The 15606-nt window shown below is 70.4% G+C and carries 11 protein-coding genes; 6 read left to right on the top strand and 5 right to left on the bottom strand.

Features of this window, described 5'->3' with window-relative positions:
- The first annotated feature begins 1212 nt into the window (after nt 1–1212).
- The 4 genes from ACFXOM_RS34345 to ACFXOM_RS34330 all read left to right on the top strand — a co-directional run bounded on the left by ACFXOM_RS34345 (nt 1213) and on the right by ACFXOM_RS34330 (nt 4912).
- Entirely contained in the window at nt 1213–1371 is a 159-nt protein-coding gene (locus ACFXOM_RS34345; RefSeq protein WP_384936588.1) for a hypothetical protein, read from the top strand.
- A gap of 528 nt (nt 1372–1899) precedes the next feature.
- On the top strand, nt 1900–2091 hold the full coding sequence (locus ACFXOM_RS34340; protein WP_384936586.1) for a DUF6381 family protein: 192 nt from the start codon (nt 1900–1902) through the stop codon (nt 2089–2091).
- A gap of 557 nt (nt 2092–2648) precedes the next feature.
- The gene (locus ACFXOM_RS34335) at nt 2649–3818 is read left to right on the top strand and encodes a tetratricopeptide repeat protein (protein WP_384949124.1); all 1170 of its coding nucleotides are present in this window, start codon (nt 2649–2651) and stop codon (nt 3816–3818) included.
- Nucleotides 3815–4912: a polyprenyl synthetase family protein gene (locus ACFXOM_RS34330; protein WP_384949127.1), complete on the top strand. Its 1098-nt coding sequence runs from the start codon at nt 3815–3817 to the stop codon at nt 4910–4912. The genes ACFXOM_RS34335 and ACFXOM_RS34330 overlap by 4 nt, the downstream gene beginning before the upstream one ends.
- Before the next feature lie 419 nt (nt 4913–5331).
- On the opposite strand, the gene ACFXOM_RS34325 is transcribed toward ACFXOM_RS34330, so the two are convergent.
- On the bottom strand, nt 5332–5616 hold the full coding sequence (locus tag ACFXOM_RS34325; RefSeq protein ID WP_384949129.1) for a hypothetical protein: 285 nt from the start codon (nt 5614–5616) through the stop codon (nt 5332–5334).
- A 151-nt stretch (nt 5617–5767) separates the two neighbouring features.
- Nucleotides 5768–7825 (bottom strand): phosphocholine-specific phospholipase C, encoded by a 2058-nt coding sequence (locus ACFXOM_RS34320; protein WP_384949132.1) that lies wholly within the window; start codon nt 7823–7825, stop codon nt 5768–5770.
- Between the two features lie 449 nt (nt 7826–8274).
- Between ACFXOM_RS34320 and ACFXOM_RS34315 the strand changes: the two genes are divergently transcribed.
- The gene (locus tag ACFXOM_RS34315) at nt 8275–9825 is read left to right on the top strand and encodes a M4 family metallopeptidase (protein WP_384949134.1); all 1551 of its coding nucleotides are present in this window, start codon (nt 8275–8277) and stop codon (nt 9823–9825) included.
- A 193-nt stretch (nt 9826–10018) separates the two neighbouring features.
- Here ACFXOM_RS34315 and ACFXOM_RS34310 read toward each other — a convergent pair whose 3' ends face one another.
- Nucleotides 10019–11431 carry an FAD-binding oxidoreductase gene (locus tag ACFXOM_RS34310; protein WP_384949137.1) on the bottom strand — a complete coding sequence of 471 codons (1413 nt, stop codon included), beginning with the start codon at nt 11429–11431 and terminating at the stop codon, nt 10019–10021.
- Nucleotides 11432–12213: 782 nt separating this feature from the next.
- Nucleotides 12214–12477: a hypothetical protein gene (locus ACFXOM_RS34305; RefSeq protein ID WP_385041347.1), complete on the bottom strand. Its 264-nt coding sequence runs from the start codon at nt 12475–12477 to the stop codon at nt 12214–12216.
- Here ACFXOM_RS34305 and ACFXOM_RS34300 point away from each other — a divergent pair.
- Nucleotides 12467–13891 (top strand): APC family permease, encoded by a 1425-nt coding sequence (locus ACFXOM_RS34300; RefSeq protein WP_384936565.1) that lies wholly within the window; start codon nt 12467–12469, stop codon nt 13889–13891. The two genes, ACFXOM_RS34305 and ACFXOM_RS34300, sit on opposite strands and share 11 nt — an antisense overlap.
- 423 nt (nt 13892–14314) lie before the next feature.
- Here the strand turns inward: ACFXOM_RS34300 and ACFXOM_RS34295 are convergent, their stop codons facing one another.
- Nucleotides 14315–15589 carry a mannosyltransferase family protein gene (locus ACFXOM_RS34295; protein ID WP_384949143.1) on the bottom strand — a complete coding sequence of 425 codons (1275 nt, stop codon included), beginning with the start codon at nt 15587–15589 and terminating at the stop codon, nt 14315–14317.
- Nucleotides 15590–15606 lie beyond the last annotated feature (17 nt).

The raw sequence follows: 15606 nt of genomic DNA, 5'->3' as shown, positions 1-15606 counted from the left end.
GAATCCATCGGCATTACAGAATGCGGACATCTCGGTAACTGTCTCCTGTATCGGTCATCTATCGGGTGGGAGTGTCGTCGGAGGGTCGCTGTCGGTTACATCGACCCGTTGAGCGGTCAACGACAAGCGGTTGCGGGCTCCTCGCGCGTGTGGGCTGCGCACCCTTGGTGTGGGGCGTCCAGGGGGCGGGTCTTCTGTAACAGTCGAGATTCCGCTTTTTCCGTACATGCAGTAGTGGTGTCGCTCTGACGTGCGGTTTTGTTGTACTCCGTTCGTGAAGGTCGACTTCCGGTACGGAGTGGTCAGGGGCGCGCGGCGGGGTGCGGGACGAAAAGCGCGGTTCCCGCGACACCCGGGACATCGACAGAAACCCACCGCACCTGAAGTGCGGAGGATCCAGGGTCTTCCGAAGCTGCCCCGACCTCTCGGTGGGCCGGTGGTGGGGTGCCCCGGATCGGCGGGCCAGCCGCGGTCGAACCCCTGGGTGTGCGCACGGCGGTACGGGGGCAGGGTCCGGTGGACGTCCGCCGGGGCGGCGTGCCTGCCGCCGTGGGTGCCGGAGGAGCGCGAGGCGATGGCGAACGAGATGGTGTCACGCAAGGCAGGAACTATGGCGCCGGGGCGATCCAGGGCCCGGACGGCCGGTGGATCCGTTCGAACCAGTGCGGCTGGTCGTCGGGTGCCGCACCCCCGTCGACCCGGGTAGCGTGCGACGGGTGAGTCGTCGAAGCCGTGAATGGCCCCCACAGGTTGAAGAGCTCCGGCCGCTGGTCGAAGCGGACGGGCCGATAGGTCCCCAGATCACCGAGACGGACTGTCGCCGGTGCGGCACCAGGCTGTCTGGTCTGGACGGTCGGTACGCCTGTGGCGTGTGCGGCTGGACGAACCCGTGGACCGACGGCCACCGCGATCTACCGACCGCCGAGGACGACCCGGACCACCCGGGGCGCGCCGGCAAACGCCGTCGCCGGTGAAGCGGGCTGACGGACCGCGCTCGGTTCCCCAGGGCGCATCGCCCGGTGCCACCGCGGAGTGGAAGGGGATTGTTCCGAACATCGACCTCGAATCCGGTCGAATGCTTTCACAGTCGTTCAGTCCCGTCCGGTTCGCGGGACGGGGCGTTCACCGACGTGCCGCAGTCCGTACACTCGTCTTCCGCTGCCGGCTGCCGCCGGGATGTCGAATGCAGTTCGATGGAAGGACCTTGCCACCGTGAGCCCCGCGGACCGTACAGAAGCCCCCATCTACGCCACGCTCATCGAAGAGCGCGGGGACGTGCCAGCCGAAGTGCGGAGAACGGCAGAGCAGGCGAAGCAGGAACTCGAACGGGCCATCAACTTCAACACCCCCCGTCCGTACGGGTACAGCTGACGTCGCTCCGTCGCCACGCACGTGTCGGCGGGTCACGCACCCTTCATCGGCGCTGTGTTGTCGCGCGACCCGATCCCGCGGTCCTGCGGGGTGGGGGAGCGGCCCGGTCGGACTCGTGGTCTGCGGGAACCGGGAGTGGCACTGTGCCGTGCCAGGACCGGCGGAGCGAGCCCGGCAGCCGGCCGCCGCTGCGTGCGGATCCTCCGTGGTGCGCCCGACCGGAGAAAAACCGCCCCACCTCCTCGGTCGAGGGCGAGGAACGGTTCGTCCGGGCTCCCGGCCCGGGCGACGAGAGGCCTGGGCGGCGTCATGCCCTTTCGTCCGCCGGCCCCGTCGCCATTCGATCGCGCCCCGGGCCCGGCACCGCGGGCCGTTGATGTCAACTCCGTCACGTTCCGTACAAGGCCCCTGATCGCTTGAACGGCCGCTTGCTGCGCGGATAGCGGTGCGTGACCGTTCGAGATGCGTCGGTCCGACCGCGCTGTTTCTCTGGTGTGGCCCGCTCTACCCATCACTGAAGGAGTGATCATGAGCGTTGCAGGTGAGTCTGGAGGCCGTGCCCGGCAGATGCGCCAGAAGGCGCAGGAACTCGAGCAGGCCGCGGATCGCGCCACCGACCCGGAGGAGCGTCAGCGGCTGAAGGAGAGGGCCCGCAAGCTCGTTGAACAGAGCGAGCAGCAGCAGCGCACGATGGGCAGCGGGGACATCGACCCCATGTAGAGGTTCCGCACAGAGACCGGCCGGTTGCCACGCTTTCGCGAAAGGGCACCGGCCGGTCGTTCGTGTCCGGCGCGGGTGCCCGGCGTCCGCCGGGGCGCCGGGCGGTGCGGTGTGATCGGGCTCCTCGGGAACCCCCGGGGCGGGACCCGCGCAGGGGCAAGTGGCCGTCGTCTTCACGCTGTTCGGCGTGAGGTGGCCCGGGCAGGGTCGACGCGCTTCCGCTGCCGGGCAGTTGGTGGGAGGTGGTCGGGATGCGGCACCTCCTGCGGGGTGTACGTGCGTGCCGCCACCGCTTGGTGAGGTGTGCCGCTGGGGCGGGCGGTGGTTGCCCCCCGACGCGCCGGGCGGCCGGTCCCGCGGGCTGGTGGCGCGGGACGGTGAAGGCGCGCGGGGCAACCCCCTTGATCGAATTGGCGTCTTGATCGACGACAAGCATTGCGGCGGGACCGGGGGGACCGTGGGAGACCACGAGGTCCGGTTGGGAAATCCGATCAACTATGCACAATGTGTATACACAGAGTGTATAATTGTCTGTTCGGCAGAGCCAGAAAGGCACCATGTACGGCAAGGCATTCGCCCCGGAGTACCAGGGCGCGCTGACCACACTGTCCGTGAACTCTTCGCTGGTCGACGTACTCGCCGCGGGAACCGAGCAGTTGCACGCGGCGGAACGCGCCGGTGAACTGGGCGAGGTGGCGCGTTCGGGACTCGCAGTCGCCGAGGCGCACCGCAGGCTCGGGCACGTGGCCGAGGCAGATCGGGCGTGGAAGGCGAGCTACCGGGCCGCCCGTGCGGCCGGGGACACCGCGACGATGGCGTGGGCGCTGTGGAGTGGCGGCACGCTGGCACGGCAGCGGGGTGCACTCGCCCTGGCCTGGCGGCTGTTGGGCCTGGCGGCGGAGTTGGGTGAACGCGGTGGAGACGTCGTCGTGCGGGGTTACTCCCTCGCCGGGCTCGCGGAGACGGGGCGGATCCAGGGCGACTACGCAGCCGTCGGAGAACTGCACGAGCGGCTGCTCGCCGAAGCCAGGAAACGCGGGGAGGCGAGGCACACGGTCTGGGCACTGGAAGGCATAGCCCAGATGCACCGCAACACCGGTTCCTACGACACCGCCTACGCGATGTTCGAGGAAGCCGCGGACATAGCCGGCCGTGCGGACGACCGTCGCGGGCACGCCTGGGCGCTGCGCGGGCTGGCGGACGTCCTCTCCGTGCGCGACGGGGACGACGCCCAGGCCCTCGCCCTCCTCGCCGAAGCCGAAGCCGCCTGCCGGGAAATGAACCTGACAAGCGCCCTCGCCTACAACCACAAGATGCGCGGCAACGTCCTGTACCGCGCCGGACGTTACGAGGAGGCCCGGGAGGTCTACCAGCAGGCACTGGAGGAATTCCGGGCGATGAGCGAGCCCCGGGGAGCGGCACTGGCCCGGCTCGGGTTGGTCAAGACCCTCGCCCACCTGGGACGGGAACCCGGCAGAACTGCCGCCGAACTCGCCGAACTCGCCGACGTCCTGGAGCGCATCGGGTTGCGGCATGCCCGGGAGATGGTGGCCCGGGCACAGGAGGAGTTCACTGCGGCGGCGGACGCGACGGCCGAGGCGGGCACCCCCGCCCACGACGGCGACGACGTTCGCGCGCGTTCCAGTACCAGTGTCCCGGCGACGCCCGGCGGCACCGGTGTGCGTCCCGTCACGAGGGCGCGGGAAGAAGCGGAGCACGGAGCATGACGGTGCCGACACGGGAGACCGCACCCGATCAGACGGGTGCCGCACCGGTGCCCGGCATCCTACGGCGCTGCCGGGAGTTGGTACGGCCCGCTCTCGCCACGGCGGTCGAGCGGCTGCACCCGTGGCCCGCCGAGATGGCCGCGTACTCCCTCGGCTGGTGTGAGGTCGGTGGTGCGCCCGCCGTGGGAAGCGCGGGCAAGGGCGTACGGCAGGCGATGGCCGTGTTGAGCGCGGAGGCGGCCGGTGCTTCGGGCGGGGCGGGAGTCCCCGGCGCGGTCGCGGTGGAACTCGTACACACCTTCTCGCTCATGCACGACGACATCATGGACGGCGATGCGACGCGACGCCGTCGCCCCACGGTCTGGAAAGCCTACGGAACGGGCCCCGCCGTACTCGCCGGAGACGCACTGTTCGCGCTGGCCGTGGAAACCCTGGCCGGTACGGACGCAGCCCACCGCCCGGCGTCCGTGCGCCACCTGGCCGCGGCGCTGACCGATCTCGTACGCGGGCAGGCCGACGACCTGCTGTTCGAGTCCCGACCTTGGACGGGGCCGGAGCGCGTGGGGCCCGACGAGTACCGGGCGATGGCCGAGCACAAGACGGGTGCCCTGCTGGGCTGCGCCGCAGCACTGGGCGCCGTACTCGCCGGAGCGGACGGGGAAACGGTGACCGCCCTCGAGCGGGCCGGGCGGCACGCCGGAGTGGCGTTCCAGGTGGTGGACGACATGCTCGGCATCTGGGGCACCCCCGGTGTGACGGGCAAGCCGGTTCACGGCGATCTGCTCCGGGGGAAGAAGACCTTCCCCGTGTTGGCCGCGCTCAGCGCCCTGGCGCACGGCTCGGCCAGCACCCCCGAACGTGCGGCGGCCCGGGCTCTCGCCGAACTGCTGCCCTCCACGGACGTTCTCGACGAGTCCGCGGCGAGCCGCGCAGCGGGGCTGGTCGAGGAAGCGGGTGGCCGGGCCGCCGCGCTGCAGGAAGCACGGCACCACATGGCAGCCGTGCACGCCTGCCTGGACACGGTGGCCTTGGCGCCGCGTCCGGTTGCCGAACTCCGTGCCCTGCTGGCCTTCCTCGTGGACCGCGAGATGTGAGAAGGCCCGGCACGGAGCCGCTCCCGGTCGGCTGCCCGGGAACCCTCGGGGAGGCGGGGCGGACGGCTACGCTGCCCGCCCCGCGCTCCTCGCACTGAGCGTCGTCGACGGGCTACCCGGCGAACCGTTGACGTCGACGGCACAGGAGCCGCGCGGCGGGATTGTCGGCCGTTCCGCCGCCACCGGTGCGCTCGTCCACCGGGTGGGCGAGGGATCGGTGTCCCAGCGTCGCCGTGCTCGTCGCGGGCCGTCCTGCAGCGTGGTACGGGACGGTCCGCCCGGTCTTCCTCCTGCGGGGCTCCCGGATCCGCACGCCGGCGGCATCCCGGGCCCGTGGGCGGCGGGATGGCGTTCCACCGGGGACGTACAGAGCTGTCGCCGCCAGCGCCACGGAACTCCGTCCGCCGTTGCGACGACGGCTATTCGGCGCCGTCCGAGCGCGTCCATGACGCGCGGTACCGGTCCAGCAACCCCGAGACCTCGTCGAGGGCCCAGATGACCGCGAGGGACATCAGGACGAAGACGGCCGCGAAGGCCGCGGCGACCGAAGCGAGGACGATCCAGGCACCGGCCGACCGCGCTGCGCCCAACAGGGAGCCGACGGAGCCGCCCGCTGCGCCCACGGCCGGGACCAGGAGGGCGGAGAGCAGCACCAGACCCGGGCGCGGGCGCTCGTCTTCCTCGCTTCCGGCCCCGTCGTCCACGAAGGGCGGATCACCTTTGCTGCTCCTGTTCCTCACGAGACACCAGTGTGCAAGATTCCTCGGGCGAACGTGCGACGACGGCGGAACGGGTGTTCGGCGCCCGGTGCGCGCCGTCCCGCACCACGTGGGGCGGGGCTGGGTGCACGGCGCGTCAATCGGTGTGGATCCCGGGATCCGAAAGCCCCGGGGCGCCGGTCTCGACGTGGCCCGCGAAGCGACGCAGGAAGTCGGCCGTGGAGGTGCAGGTGACCGTGACGTCGTACCAGTTGCGGCAGGCGCTCAGGGCTACGCAGTGCGTGACGGTGGAGCCCCGTCGGACCGCCAGGGTCCGCGTCGTTCCGGTGTAGGCGTTGACGATGGTCAGGTGAGCCTCGGCCGTACCCGTGTTCGTCAGTGTCAGGTCCAGGTTTCCGGTGGCCGCGCTGTGGCGTGCCGTCACCTCGGGGCCGGCCGTCTTCCCGGGGTTGCGGAAGCGGCGCAGGAAACCGTTCGGGCCGTGCACGGTCAGGTCGGTGACGCCCTTGGAGTACCTCGTGTTCCAGCTGTCGGCGATCGAACTCCCAGCCTCCGCCGTGTAGGTCCACGGCGCGTCGGTACGGTTCGTCGACGTGACGTAGAAATGGGCGCCCGCGTCCGGCCCGCCGCTGAAGGTGAGCCGGTACCTGCCGGTGTCCGTGTCCGCGGAGCCGTCCACGTACGGCGCGTACCTGAGTGGTCGGGTCGGCCTGCTGCCCCGTTCCTGACGGGGCATGGTGCCGACGGCCGGGGCGGCGGGCCTGAAGTCGGGGTGGCGGTCGCGGTCCGGCGGGTAGTAGCCGGCGGTCGGGGGGAGCGCCGCCGGCGCCGTCTTCGTCCGCGTGAAGTCGAAGGCTGAGGTCAGGTCCCCGCAGACCGCTCTCCGCCAAGGCGAGACGTGGGGCTCCTGCACCCCGAAGCGGCGCTCGATGAAGCGGATGACCGAGGTGTGGTCGAAGGTCTCGGAGCAGGTGTAGCCACCGGTGCTCCAGGGCGAGACGACGAGCATCGGCACACGGGGGCCGAGGCCGTAGGGCCCCGCGACGAACCCCGCCTTGCCGGGGAAGTAGTCCTGCGCGGTAGGGGTGGTGGACAGGCCTTGAGCGGCCCCGGACGGCGCGTACGGGGGTACCACGTGGTCGAAGAAGCCGTCGTTCTCGTCGTAGGTGATGAACAGTGCGGTACGGGCCCACACCTCGGGGTTGGACGTCAACGCGTCGAGGACCTGCGCGATGTACCAGGCGCCGTAGTTGGAAGGCCAATTGGAGTGCTCGGAGAAGGCCTCGGGGGCGGCCACCCAGGAAACCTGGGGGAGGCGGCCGGCCCGCACGTCCGCCCGTAGGACGTCGAAGAGTCCGTCGCCGTGCTTGGCGTCGGTGCCGGTGCGTGCCTTGTCGTGCAGCGGGCTGCCGGGCCGCGCGTTGCGGTACGCGTTGAAGTACAGCAGTGAGTTGTCGCCGTAGTTGCCACGGTAGGCGTCGCCGATCCACCCCCAGGACCCCGCGGCGTCGAGTCCGTCGCCGACGTCCTGGTAGACCTTCCAGGAGATCCCTGCGGCCTCCAGGCGCTCGGGATAAGTGGTCCATCCGTATCCGGCCTCGGCGTTGTCGAGGACGGGGCCGCCGCCTGTGCCGTCGTTGCCGGTGTGGCCCGTCCACAGGTAGTAGCGGTTCGGGTCGGTCGAGCCGATGAAGGAGCAGTGGTAGGCGTCGCACAGGGTGAACGCGTCGGCGAGCGCGTAGTGGAAGGGAATGTCCTCGCGGGTCAGGTACGTCATGGTGGTGGCGGTCTTGGCGGGTACCCACTGGTCGTACCTGCCTGCGTTGAATGCCTGCTGTCCACCCGCCCAGTCGTGGTTGAGGCCCTGGAGGAACTCCATGCCCAGGTCCTTGCCCGGGGGACGGAACGGCAGTGTGACCTTCGAACCGTCCGCCTGGTGCCAGACGGGCCTTCCACTGGGCAGCGTGACGGGACGCGGATCGCCGAAGCCGCGTACGCCCTTCATCGTGCCGAAGTAATGATCGAAGGAACGGTTCTCCTGCATCAGGATGACGATGTGCTCGACGTCCTGGAGGGTGCCGCTGGCGCCCTGGGCGGGGATGGCGGCCGCCCGCGCGACGCTGTCCGACAGCGTGGTGAGCGCGGTGGCGCCACCGGCAAGTTGCAGGAACCGACGGCGATTGAGTTCTGCCATGAGAGGTCGACCTCCGCGGGTGAGAGTCGGCGACGGGGCCCCAAGGACAGCGTGCGGCGGGTACTGCTCGGAGGACGTTGCATGACGGCGCGCCGTACGGCGGACGAACGCCTGGCGCCGTACGCGAGGCGGGGCGTAGCGGACATGCCGTTTGTGGAGGCGTGGTGAGGGCGGTGCCGGCGGTCGGCGTACGTGCGTCGAGTCGGGTGCCCGAGCCGTGGGCACTGCCCAGGCGTACTCATGTCGCACGTCGCTGCCGCAACTGCTCGTGCTTGGTGATGAGGTGATGCACCGTCAAAGCAATGTCAAATAACGGATGTAATGGTGCATTAATCGAACAAGAATCTGTCAAAGAGTTGTGAGATATTGGTGGCCTTCCGTCAACTTCGTGCATTCGGTGGGACCCTCGTGATGCTCAACCCCCCACAGAGCACAACGATGGAGAGCGCATGACCCCCCACAAGAACACCCGGCGTGCGGCTGCTCTCGCGGCCGCTGCCGCCATGGTCGTCGCGGGCGTGCAAACCGCTTCGGCCGCTCCTGCGGAGCACAGCGCGAACCCCACTCCGGCGCCTCGAGCGTCCGAACGGAGCGTCGACCTCAAGGCCGCTCAGGAGCAGTCCGCGGCGGCCGCCAGAGAGTTGGGCCTCGGCGGCAAGGAGAAGCTCGTCGTCCGCGACGTCATCAAGGACGCCGACGGGACCGTGCACACCCGCTACGAGCGCACGTACGAGGGCCTGCCGGTCCTCGGCGGCGACCTGGTGACGCACGCGTCGAAGAGCGGCGAGATCAAGAGCGTGGACAAGGCCAGTGACGCCCGCATAGCCGTGGCGACCACCGTCACCTCGCGCAAGGTGGCAGCTGGTGCCCGCAAGGTGATCTGGGCCCGCGCGGGCAAGCCCGTGCTGGCCTTCGAGGCCGTCACCGAGGGCGTGCAGAAGGACGGGACGCCCAGCCGGCTGCACACCATCACCGATGCGCACACAGGGAAGAAGCTGCACCAGTTCGAGGCGATCGAAACCGGAACCGGCACCAGCCAGTACAGCGGCGAGGTCAACCTGACCACCACCAAGACCGGTTCGGGCTTCGAGCTCACGGACGGCGACCGGGGCGGCCACAAGACGTACGACCTCGAGCAGGGCCAGAGCGGCACCGGCAAGCTGTTCACCGACGACGACGACACGTGGGGCAGCGGCTCCAACGACGACCGTCAGACCGCCGCCGTCGACGCCCACTACGGGGCGGCGGTCACCTGGGACTTCTACAAGTCCGAACTCGGGCGCAACGGCATCGCCGGTGACGGCAAGGCCGCGTATTCCCGAGTCCACTACGGCGACTCGTACGTCAACGCCTTCTGGGACGACAGCTGCTTCTGCATGACCTACGGCGACGGCGAAGGCAACAAGAAGGCCCTCACCGAGATCGACGTGGCGGGCCACGAGATGAGCCACGGACTGACCTCGCACACCGCGAACCTCGAGTACAGCGGTGAGTCCGGCGGCCTCAACGAGGCGACGAGTGACATCTTCGGCACCTCGGTCGAGTTCTTCGCCGACAACAAGGAGGACGTCGGCGACTACCTGATCGGTGAGGAGATCGACATCAGGGGCGACGGCACGCCCCTGCGCTACATGGACAAGCCGAGCAAGGACGGCAACTCCCTGGACGCCTGGCAGGAGGGCGCCGGCGATGTCGACGTCCACTACTCGTCCGGCATCGCCAACCACTTCTTCTACCTGCTCGCCGAAGGCAGCGGCAAGAAGACGATCAACGGCGTCGAGTACGACTCCCCGACGTCCGACGGCTCCACCGTCACGGGGATCGGTCGCGACAAGGCCTACAAGATCTGGTACAAGGCACTCACCACGTACATGACCTCGACGACCGACTACCAGGCCGCCCGTGAGGCGACCCTGAAGGCGGCCGACGACCTGTACGGCGCGGACGGCACGGAGGCGAAGACCGTCGCTGCCGCGTGGAACGCGGTCAATGTGAAGTAGCCCGGTCGCAACGCCACCGCGGTGCCCCGGACGGTCGGAAGTCCGTCTGGGGCACCGCGCGTTCGCGCCGGCAGGACGGACGCGGAGGCCACGAGCCCCGGTGGGCCCCTACAGGGCCCGCCGGCTGCTTCATCGGGCTTCTCCGTCGACCCGTGGTGACGGCGCGTCGGAGAGGTTTGAGCCCGATGCGGTGTCAGCTTGCGCGGCTCGGCCGGATGTTCTGGTTGAGCCGGAACAGATTCGTGGGGTCGTACTCGTCCTTCACCCGTACGAGTCGGTCGAGGACCGCCGGCGGATACGACGCACGGACCTTGTCCTCCGCCGCGTCCCCGGTGAAGTTGACGTACATCGCGCCGTTGCCGTGGTGTGCGATCTCCTCGCGCGCTCGGCGTGCCCATGCGGCGTGGGCGTCGAACCCCGCTGGATCGGGGGAGCGGGCGATCACGTTGCACAGGACGCCCGCCCCGCGCTGACTGAAGGCCGTCGCGTCGACCGGAACGCGCCCGAAGGCGCCACCGAGCTGGTGCAGGTGCATCTCGCTGAAGGGCGTCGGCGTCGTCTGGTGCAGCCGCACCAGCGCGTCGACGGCGGCGTCGGAAGGCTCGATGAAGGCCGAAGTGAAGTAGTTGTGCGCGCCGCGCGCCCACAGGGGGTCCAGCAACGTCTGCATCGCCGTGTACGGCATCGGGCCCATGACGTCGGCGATCGGGGTGCCGAGCCCGCGCAGCGGGCGGACCGCGGGCTCCCCGTCCTCGACCGACCCCGCGTACATGCCGCCCACCACCACGATCCGGGTGCCGTGCACCTCCTTCGGCAGGAACGGGAGGGGTGGCGCCGTCGTCAGGTCGACCAGGGTGGTCAGTTCGTCGGGCATGTCGGTGGTCAGCTCGCGCCAACGGCTGAGGACCTGCTGCGCTTCGTCCTGGCCGTAGAAGATCAGGCCGCCGAGCACGTCGGGTCCCACCGGGTGGAGCTCGTACTCGAACGAGGTGACGACCCCGAAGTTGCCGCCACCGCCGCGCAACGCCCAGAACAGGTCGGGGTTCTGCTCGGCGCTGGCGTGGACGAGCCGGCCGTCCGCGGTCACGACATCGGCCGCCACGAGGTTGTCACAGGTCAATCCGTGACGGCGGACCAGCCAGCCGACGCCGCCACCCAGAGTGAAGCCCGCGATGCCGGTCGACGACACCAGGCCACCGGTCACCGCCAGGCCGAACGCCTGCGTCTCGCGGTCGAGGTCCGCCCATGTCAGGCCCGGCTGCGCGACGGCCCGGCGCCCAACGGGGTCGACCCGGACCCCCTGCATGGGGGACAGGTCGATGACGATGCCGCCGTCGCAGGTGGAGAATCCCGCGATGCTGTGCGCCCCGCCCCGTACGGCCACGACCAGGTCCCGGCTGCGCGCGAACGCGACGGCCCTGATCACGTCGGCGGTCCCGGCACAGCGCACGATCAGGGCGGGCCTGCGGTCGTGTGCCGCGTTCCAAACCGCCCGTGCGTCGTCGTACGACGCGTCGCCCGGCCGCACCACCGTGCCGCGCAGCGCCGCTTCCAGCTCGTCGATGGTGGCGTCCCCGAGGACTCCCCGTGTCGTTTCGGTCGGCATCGTCGGTCTCCTTGGTCCGGGTGTGCGATCCGATGTGAAGGAAAGTGGGACATGCTCCTTTGCATCCGCCGGCACCCGCTTTGCGGGTACGACGCGCCGCGCCACAGTCGGTCAAGGTCGCCCGTCCGTGTGAACGCCTCCCGCGCACGCGCGGTGGCCGCGTCCTCCCGGTCCCGCACGCTCCGGGCCTTGCGCAGCCGCCACGCCCCGGCGGCGACGGCGCGCCCTCCGACCGAGACGTCGGAACTCCCGAGCAGTTGGATGTGCACCTCGTCGGCCATGTCCGTCCTCAGGGGGCCAGTGAGGGGGTTCCGCCCGGCCGGGTCGCCGGTCGTATCCACCGGACCGGTCCTATGCGGCCGGAGGTCCCACGGTCATCGCCGGTCGCTCACGGGTGCCTCCCGCGGCTCCGAGCGGATGCGAACGGCGAGGGCTGTGGGGAGGCCTTGTCGATCATTCTACGTCCGCGGGACTGCCGGGCAGAGCCGAGCAGGGCGGCGATGCGTACGCCGGGAAGGCGGCACGCACGCACGGGCGGGCCGTGGCGGTGTCGGCGCGGCGGAGCGGATCCAGGGTGGTCGACGGGACGGGCACGATCTGGTGCTTGGGGAAGCACCGTGGCGGTGGGGCGGTCGCGCGGCCCGCCTGCGCGACCGCATTCCGGGACGCATTCGGCTTTTCCGCTCGCCGCCGCTGCGATTTCGGTGCTCCCGTGGACCGCGGTGCGAGCCCGGGGGAGGTTAGGACGCCCTTCCGTATGACAGGTCGAACCGCCGGTTGACCTAAATATCGAAGGTGTTATGAGTTTTCAAGTCGATTGTCTCAAGGTTCGGAAGCGTATAGGGCATATCGGTCAGGATGCGAAAACCGACATGAAGAAGCCCTTCGGCAACGAATTTCGTAGAAGATCGGGGGTTGACGTCCGGATCTCGCATTGCTTCCATAACTCGCCAGGAGCGGAAGCTCACCACGTCAGACACGGAGGCGATAGGCGCGTGCGCCGCCACCAGCCACGTCCAGCGATCGGAACGCTCGATGACCGACACCCTCAGCCAGCCAATCGCCGCGGAGCCTGTCCCGGCGGCGACAGCCGACCTCGACGGCCCGAGTAGTTCCAGGACGCTCAAGCGATCCATCGGCGTCGTCGGCGGCACCCTGCTGACGCTGTCCTGCGTGACGCCCGCCTCCACCCTGTTCGTGGTCGTGCCGGACCTCTTCGCAGATCTCGGCACCTTCACCGCGCTCACCATCGCCATCGGTTCCCTGCTGTGCATCGGCGTCGCCTTCTGCTACTCGGAGCTCGGCACCCTCATCCCGAGCGCAGGCGGCGAGTACGCCATGGTGTCCACCCTCGCCGGAAGGCTGGCCGGCTGGCTGGTGTTCGTCCTCTCCCTGCTGGTGGTCATGATCGTGCCGCCCGTGATCGCCATGGGGACGGCCGACTACCTCGCCCCGCTGGTGCACCTGCCCGCCGAGGCCGCAGGCGCCGGAGTCATGCTGCTGGCCACGCTCGCCGGACTGCTGGACCTGCGGGCCAATGCCTGGATCACCGGCGTCTTCCTCGTCCTGGAGGTCGTCGCGGCCGCGGTCGTCGCCGTCCTCGGCTTCGCCCACACCGAGCGCGGGGCCGACAGCCTGGTCCACGGCGTCGTCGCCGCCGATGGCGGCACGAGCAAGCCGGTGACGGCGATGCTCGTCGTGTCCGGCCTCGCCATCGCGCTCTTCGTGACCCAGGGCTTCTCCACCGCCGTCTACCTCTCCGAGGAGCTGGAGAACCCGCGCCGGAACGTGGCACGCACGGTCCTTGCCACCCTCGCGATCTCCACAGCCGTCATCCTCGTCCCGGTCATCGCCATCACCATGGGCGCCCCCGACCTGGCGGCCCTCACCTCCGGGGACATCGGATCGATGGTCGCCGCGTGGAGCAACTCGGCAGTCGGCACCTTCGTCAGCCTCTGCGTCGCCCTCGCGATCGTCAACGCCGGCATCGTCATGGTGATCCAGAACTCCCGCGTTCTGTTCGCCTCGGCCCGGGACAAGGCGTGGCCCCAGCCGGTCAACAACGCGCTCGCCCGCCTCGGTCGGTTCGGTTCCCCGTGGGTCGCGACGTTGCTCGTCGGCGTCCCCGGTGCGGCCCTGTGCTTCGTCAACCTCGACACGCTCTACGGCGTGACCGGAGTGTCGGTCACGGGTATGTACCTGCTCGTCGCGGTCGCCGCCCTGGCGGGCCGCCGGACGCCCCACAGGGACACGCCGGCCTGGCGCATGCCGCTCTGGCCCGCCGTCCCCCTGCTCCTGATCGCCGTGCTGGTGTACATCCTCAGCCAGCAGGAGAGCCAGTACCTGCTGTGGACCGGCGGGATCACCGCCGCCGCCACCCTCTACTGGGCCCTCTACCTGCGCCCTCGACCGGCGACCCGTTGGCTCGTGACCCTCCCCGAGGACACCAGGACGAGCTGACGCCCACGAGGACAACCTCGTTCCTGCGGAACGGTGGCCGTCGGCCTGATCTCCGGCCGACGGTCACCGAGCACGTCCCGCCCGAAACCATCACCCGTCGGTGAGGACGACGACCCATGCGCGGCGACCGTGTGACGGCGCGCCCGGTCGGCCGCCGTCGGGGCAGTGCGCTCCCTGTCGGCGCGCATTTCAGGAGTCGGGGGTTGGGGACCCGCTCCCCATCGGCGTCCGGGCGCGTCCTCCGGCTCCTCCTCACCCGGGCGCTCGCCCCACAGGGTCCGCAGCCCCTGCCGCACCCCGGCGGCCCTGACGTGCGGGACGCGCCGCCGCCCCGTGTCGTACCAACGGCCCCAGCGGCGGCGTCACCGACGACGCGTCAACCCGGAGCCCCGGTGGGCGTGCAGGGCGGGCGGTGTCCGGCCGTCAGCCGGTCCACCGCCCCGTCAGGTAGGTCAAGGCGAAGACGGTTGCCAGGGGGGCGGCGAGGCAGAGGTAGGCCGCCTCGAACCGGGGGCGTCGCACGGTCCACGCCGCGAGTCCGGTCCACAGGGGCCACCACAGCAGGGTCGCGCGGGGCAGGGACGTGTACCAGTACGACGTACCGAGCGCCCAGAGACTGAGGCCGACGTAGACCGCCTCCGGCCAGCACCGTCTCCGCACCAGCAGGCCGAGCAGGAGCATGCCCAGCAGCATGGCGAGGAGTTCGACCTGGAACATGAAGGCGTACCCGGTGGTCTGGGTCCGCCCGAAGGCCGCGTGCCACGTGTTGGACCACGCCTCCCACGGTGCGTGGAAGTTCCGGTACCAGCCGCGCTCCTGCGCGTGCTTCCACGCCATCCAATCCCCGGTGTGGACCTGTAGGTACCAGCTGTACAGGACCGCGGGCAGTGCCGGCAGGACGAGCCAGGGCGCAGCGCGCCACTGCCGGTGGCGATGGGCGGTGACGGCGAACTGCACGGCGACGGCGGCCGCGAGGAAGAGGCCGCTGACCCGCACCGTCACCGCCAGGGAGGTCAGTCCGGCAGCGAGCGGCCAGTGGTGCCGCTGGGCCGCGAGCCAGGCGGGAAGCGCGAAGGCGAGGAACAGCGACTCGGTGTAGCCGACGGCCAGGAAGACCGCGCACGGCGAGAGCAGGAGGTACAGGACGGCGCGCCGCCCCGACCCCGTGCCGGGGACGCGCGTCCTGGCGATCCGGGCCAGGGCGACGACGGCGACGGCTCCGGCGGCGAAGGAGATGAGCAGTCCGGCGACCGCCCAGTCCGGGACGACGGTGTGGACGGCGCGCAGGAGGAAGGGGAAGCCGGGGAAGAAGGCTTCCCTGTTGTCCCAGCCGTCCCGCCAGGGTCCTGCCTGCCCGGGGAAGTAGCCGTCCTGCGCTATGTGCAGGTAGTGGACCCAGTCCCAGTGCTGGAAGGGAGCGAGGAACGAGCCGGGGTCGCGGTCGTCCCGGTCGGCGGGGAACAGCCACCGGGCGCAGTAGGCGAGCGTCCAGACGGCCGCCCGGGTCATGGCGTAGAGCCAGAGCACGTGACGGTCCTCGGGGTGCAGTCGTGCGAAGGGGTTGCGCGAGCGGCGCGGAGACACCGGGCGGCGCGGCGCCCCCGCCGCTGCGGAGCGTTGCGGCGGAGTGTGCCGGGTGCGGGAGCGCGGTGCGGGAGCGGGAACGAACCCACGCGCCCGGATCGACGAAAGCGGCATCAAAGGAATTCCTGGGT

Origin of the sequence: Streptomyces sp. NPDC059169, from assembly GCF_042755225.1 — a bacterium.
Taxonomy (GTDB): Bacteria; Actinomycetota; Actinomycetes; order Streptomycetales; family Streptomycetaceae; genus Streptomyces.
The sequence above is the reverse complement of the archived record's forward strand: the minus strand, read 5'-3'. Positions and strand labels throughout refer to the sequence as shown.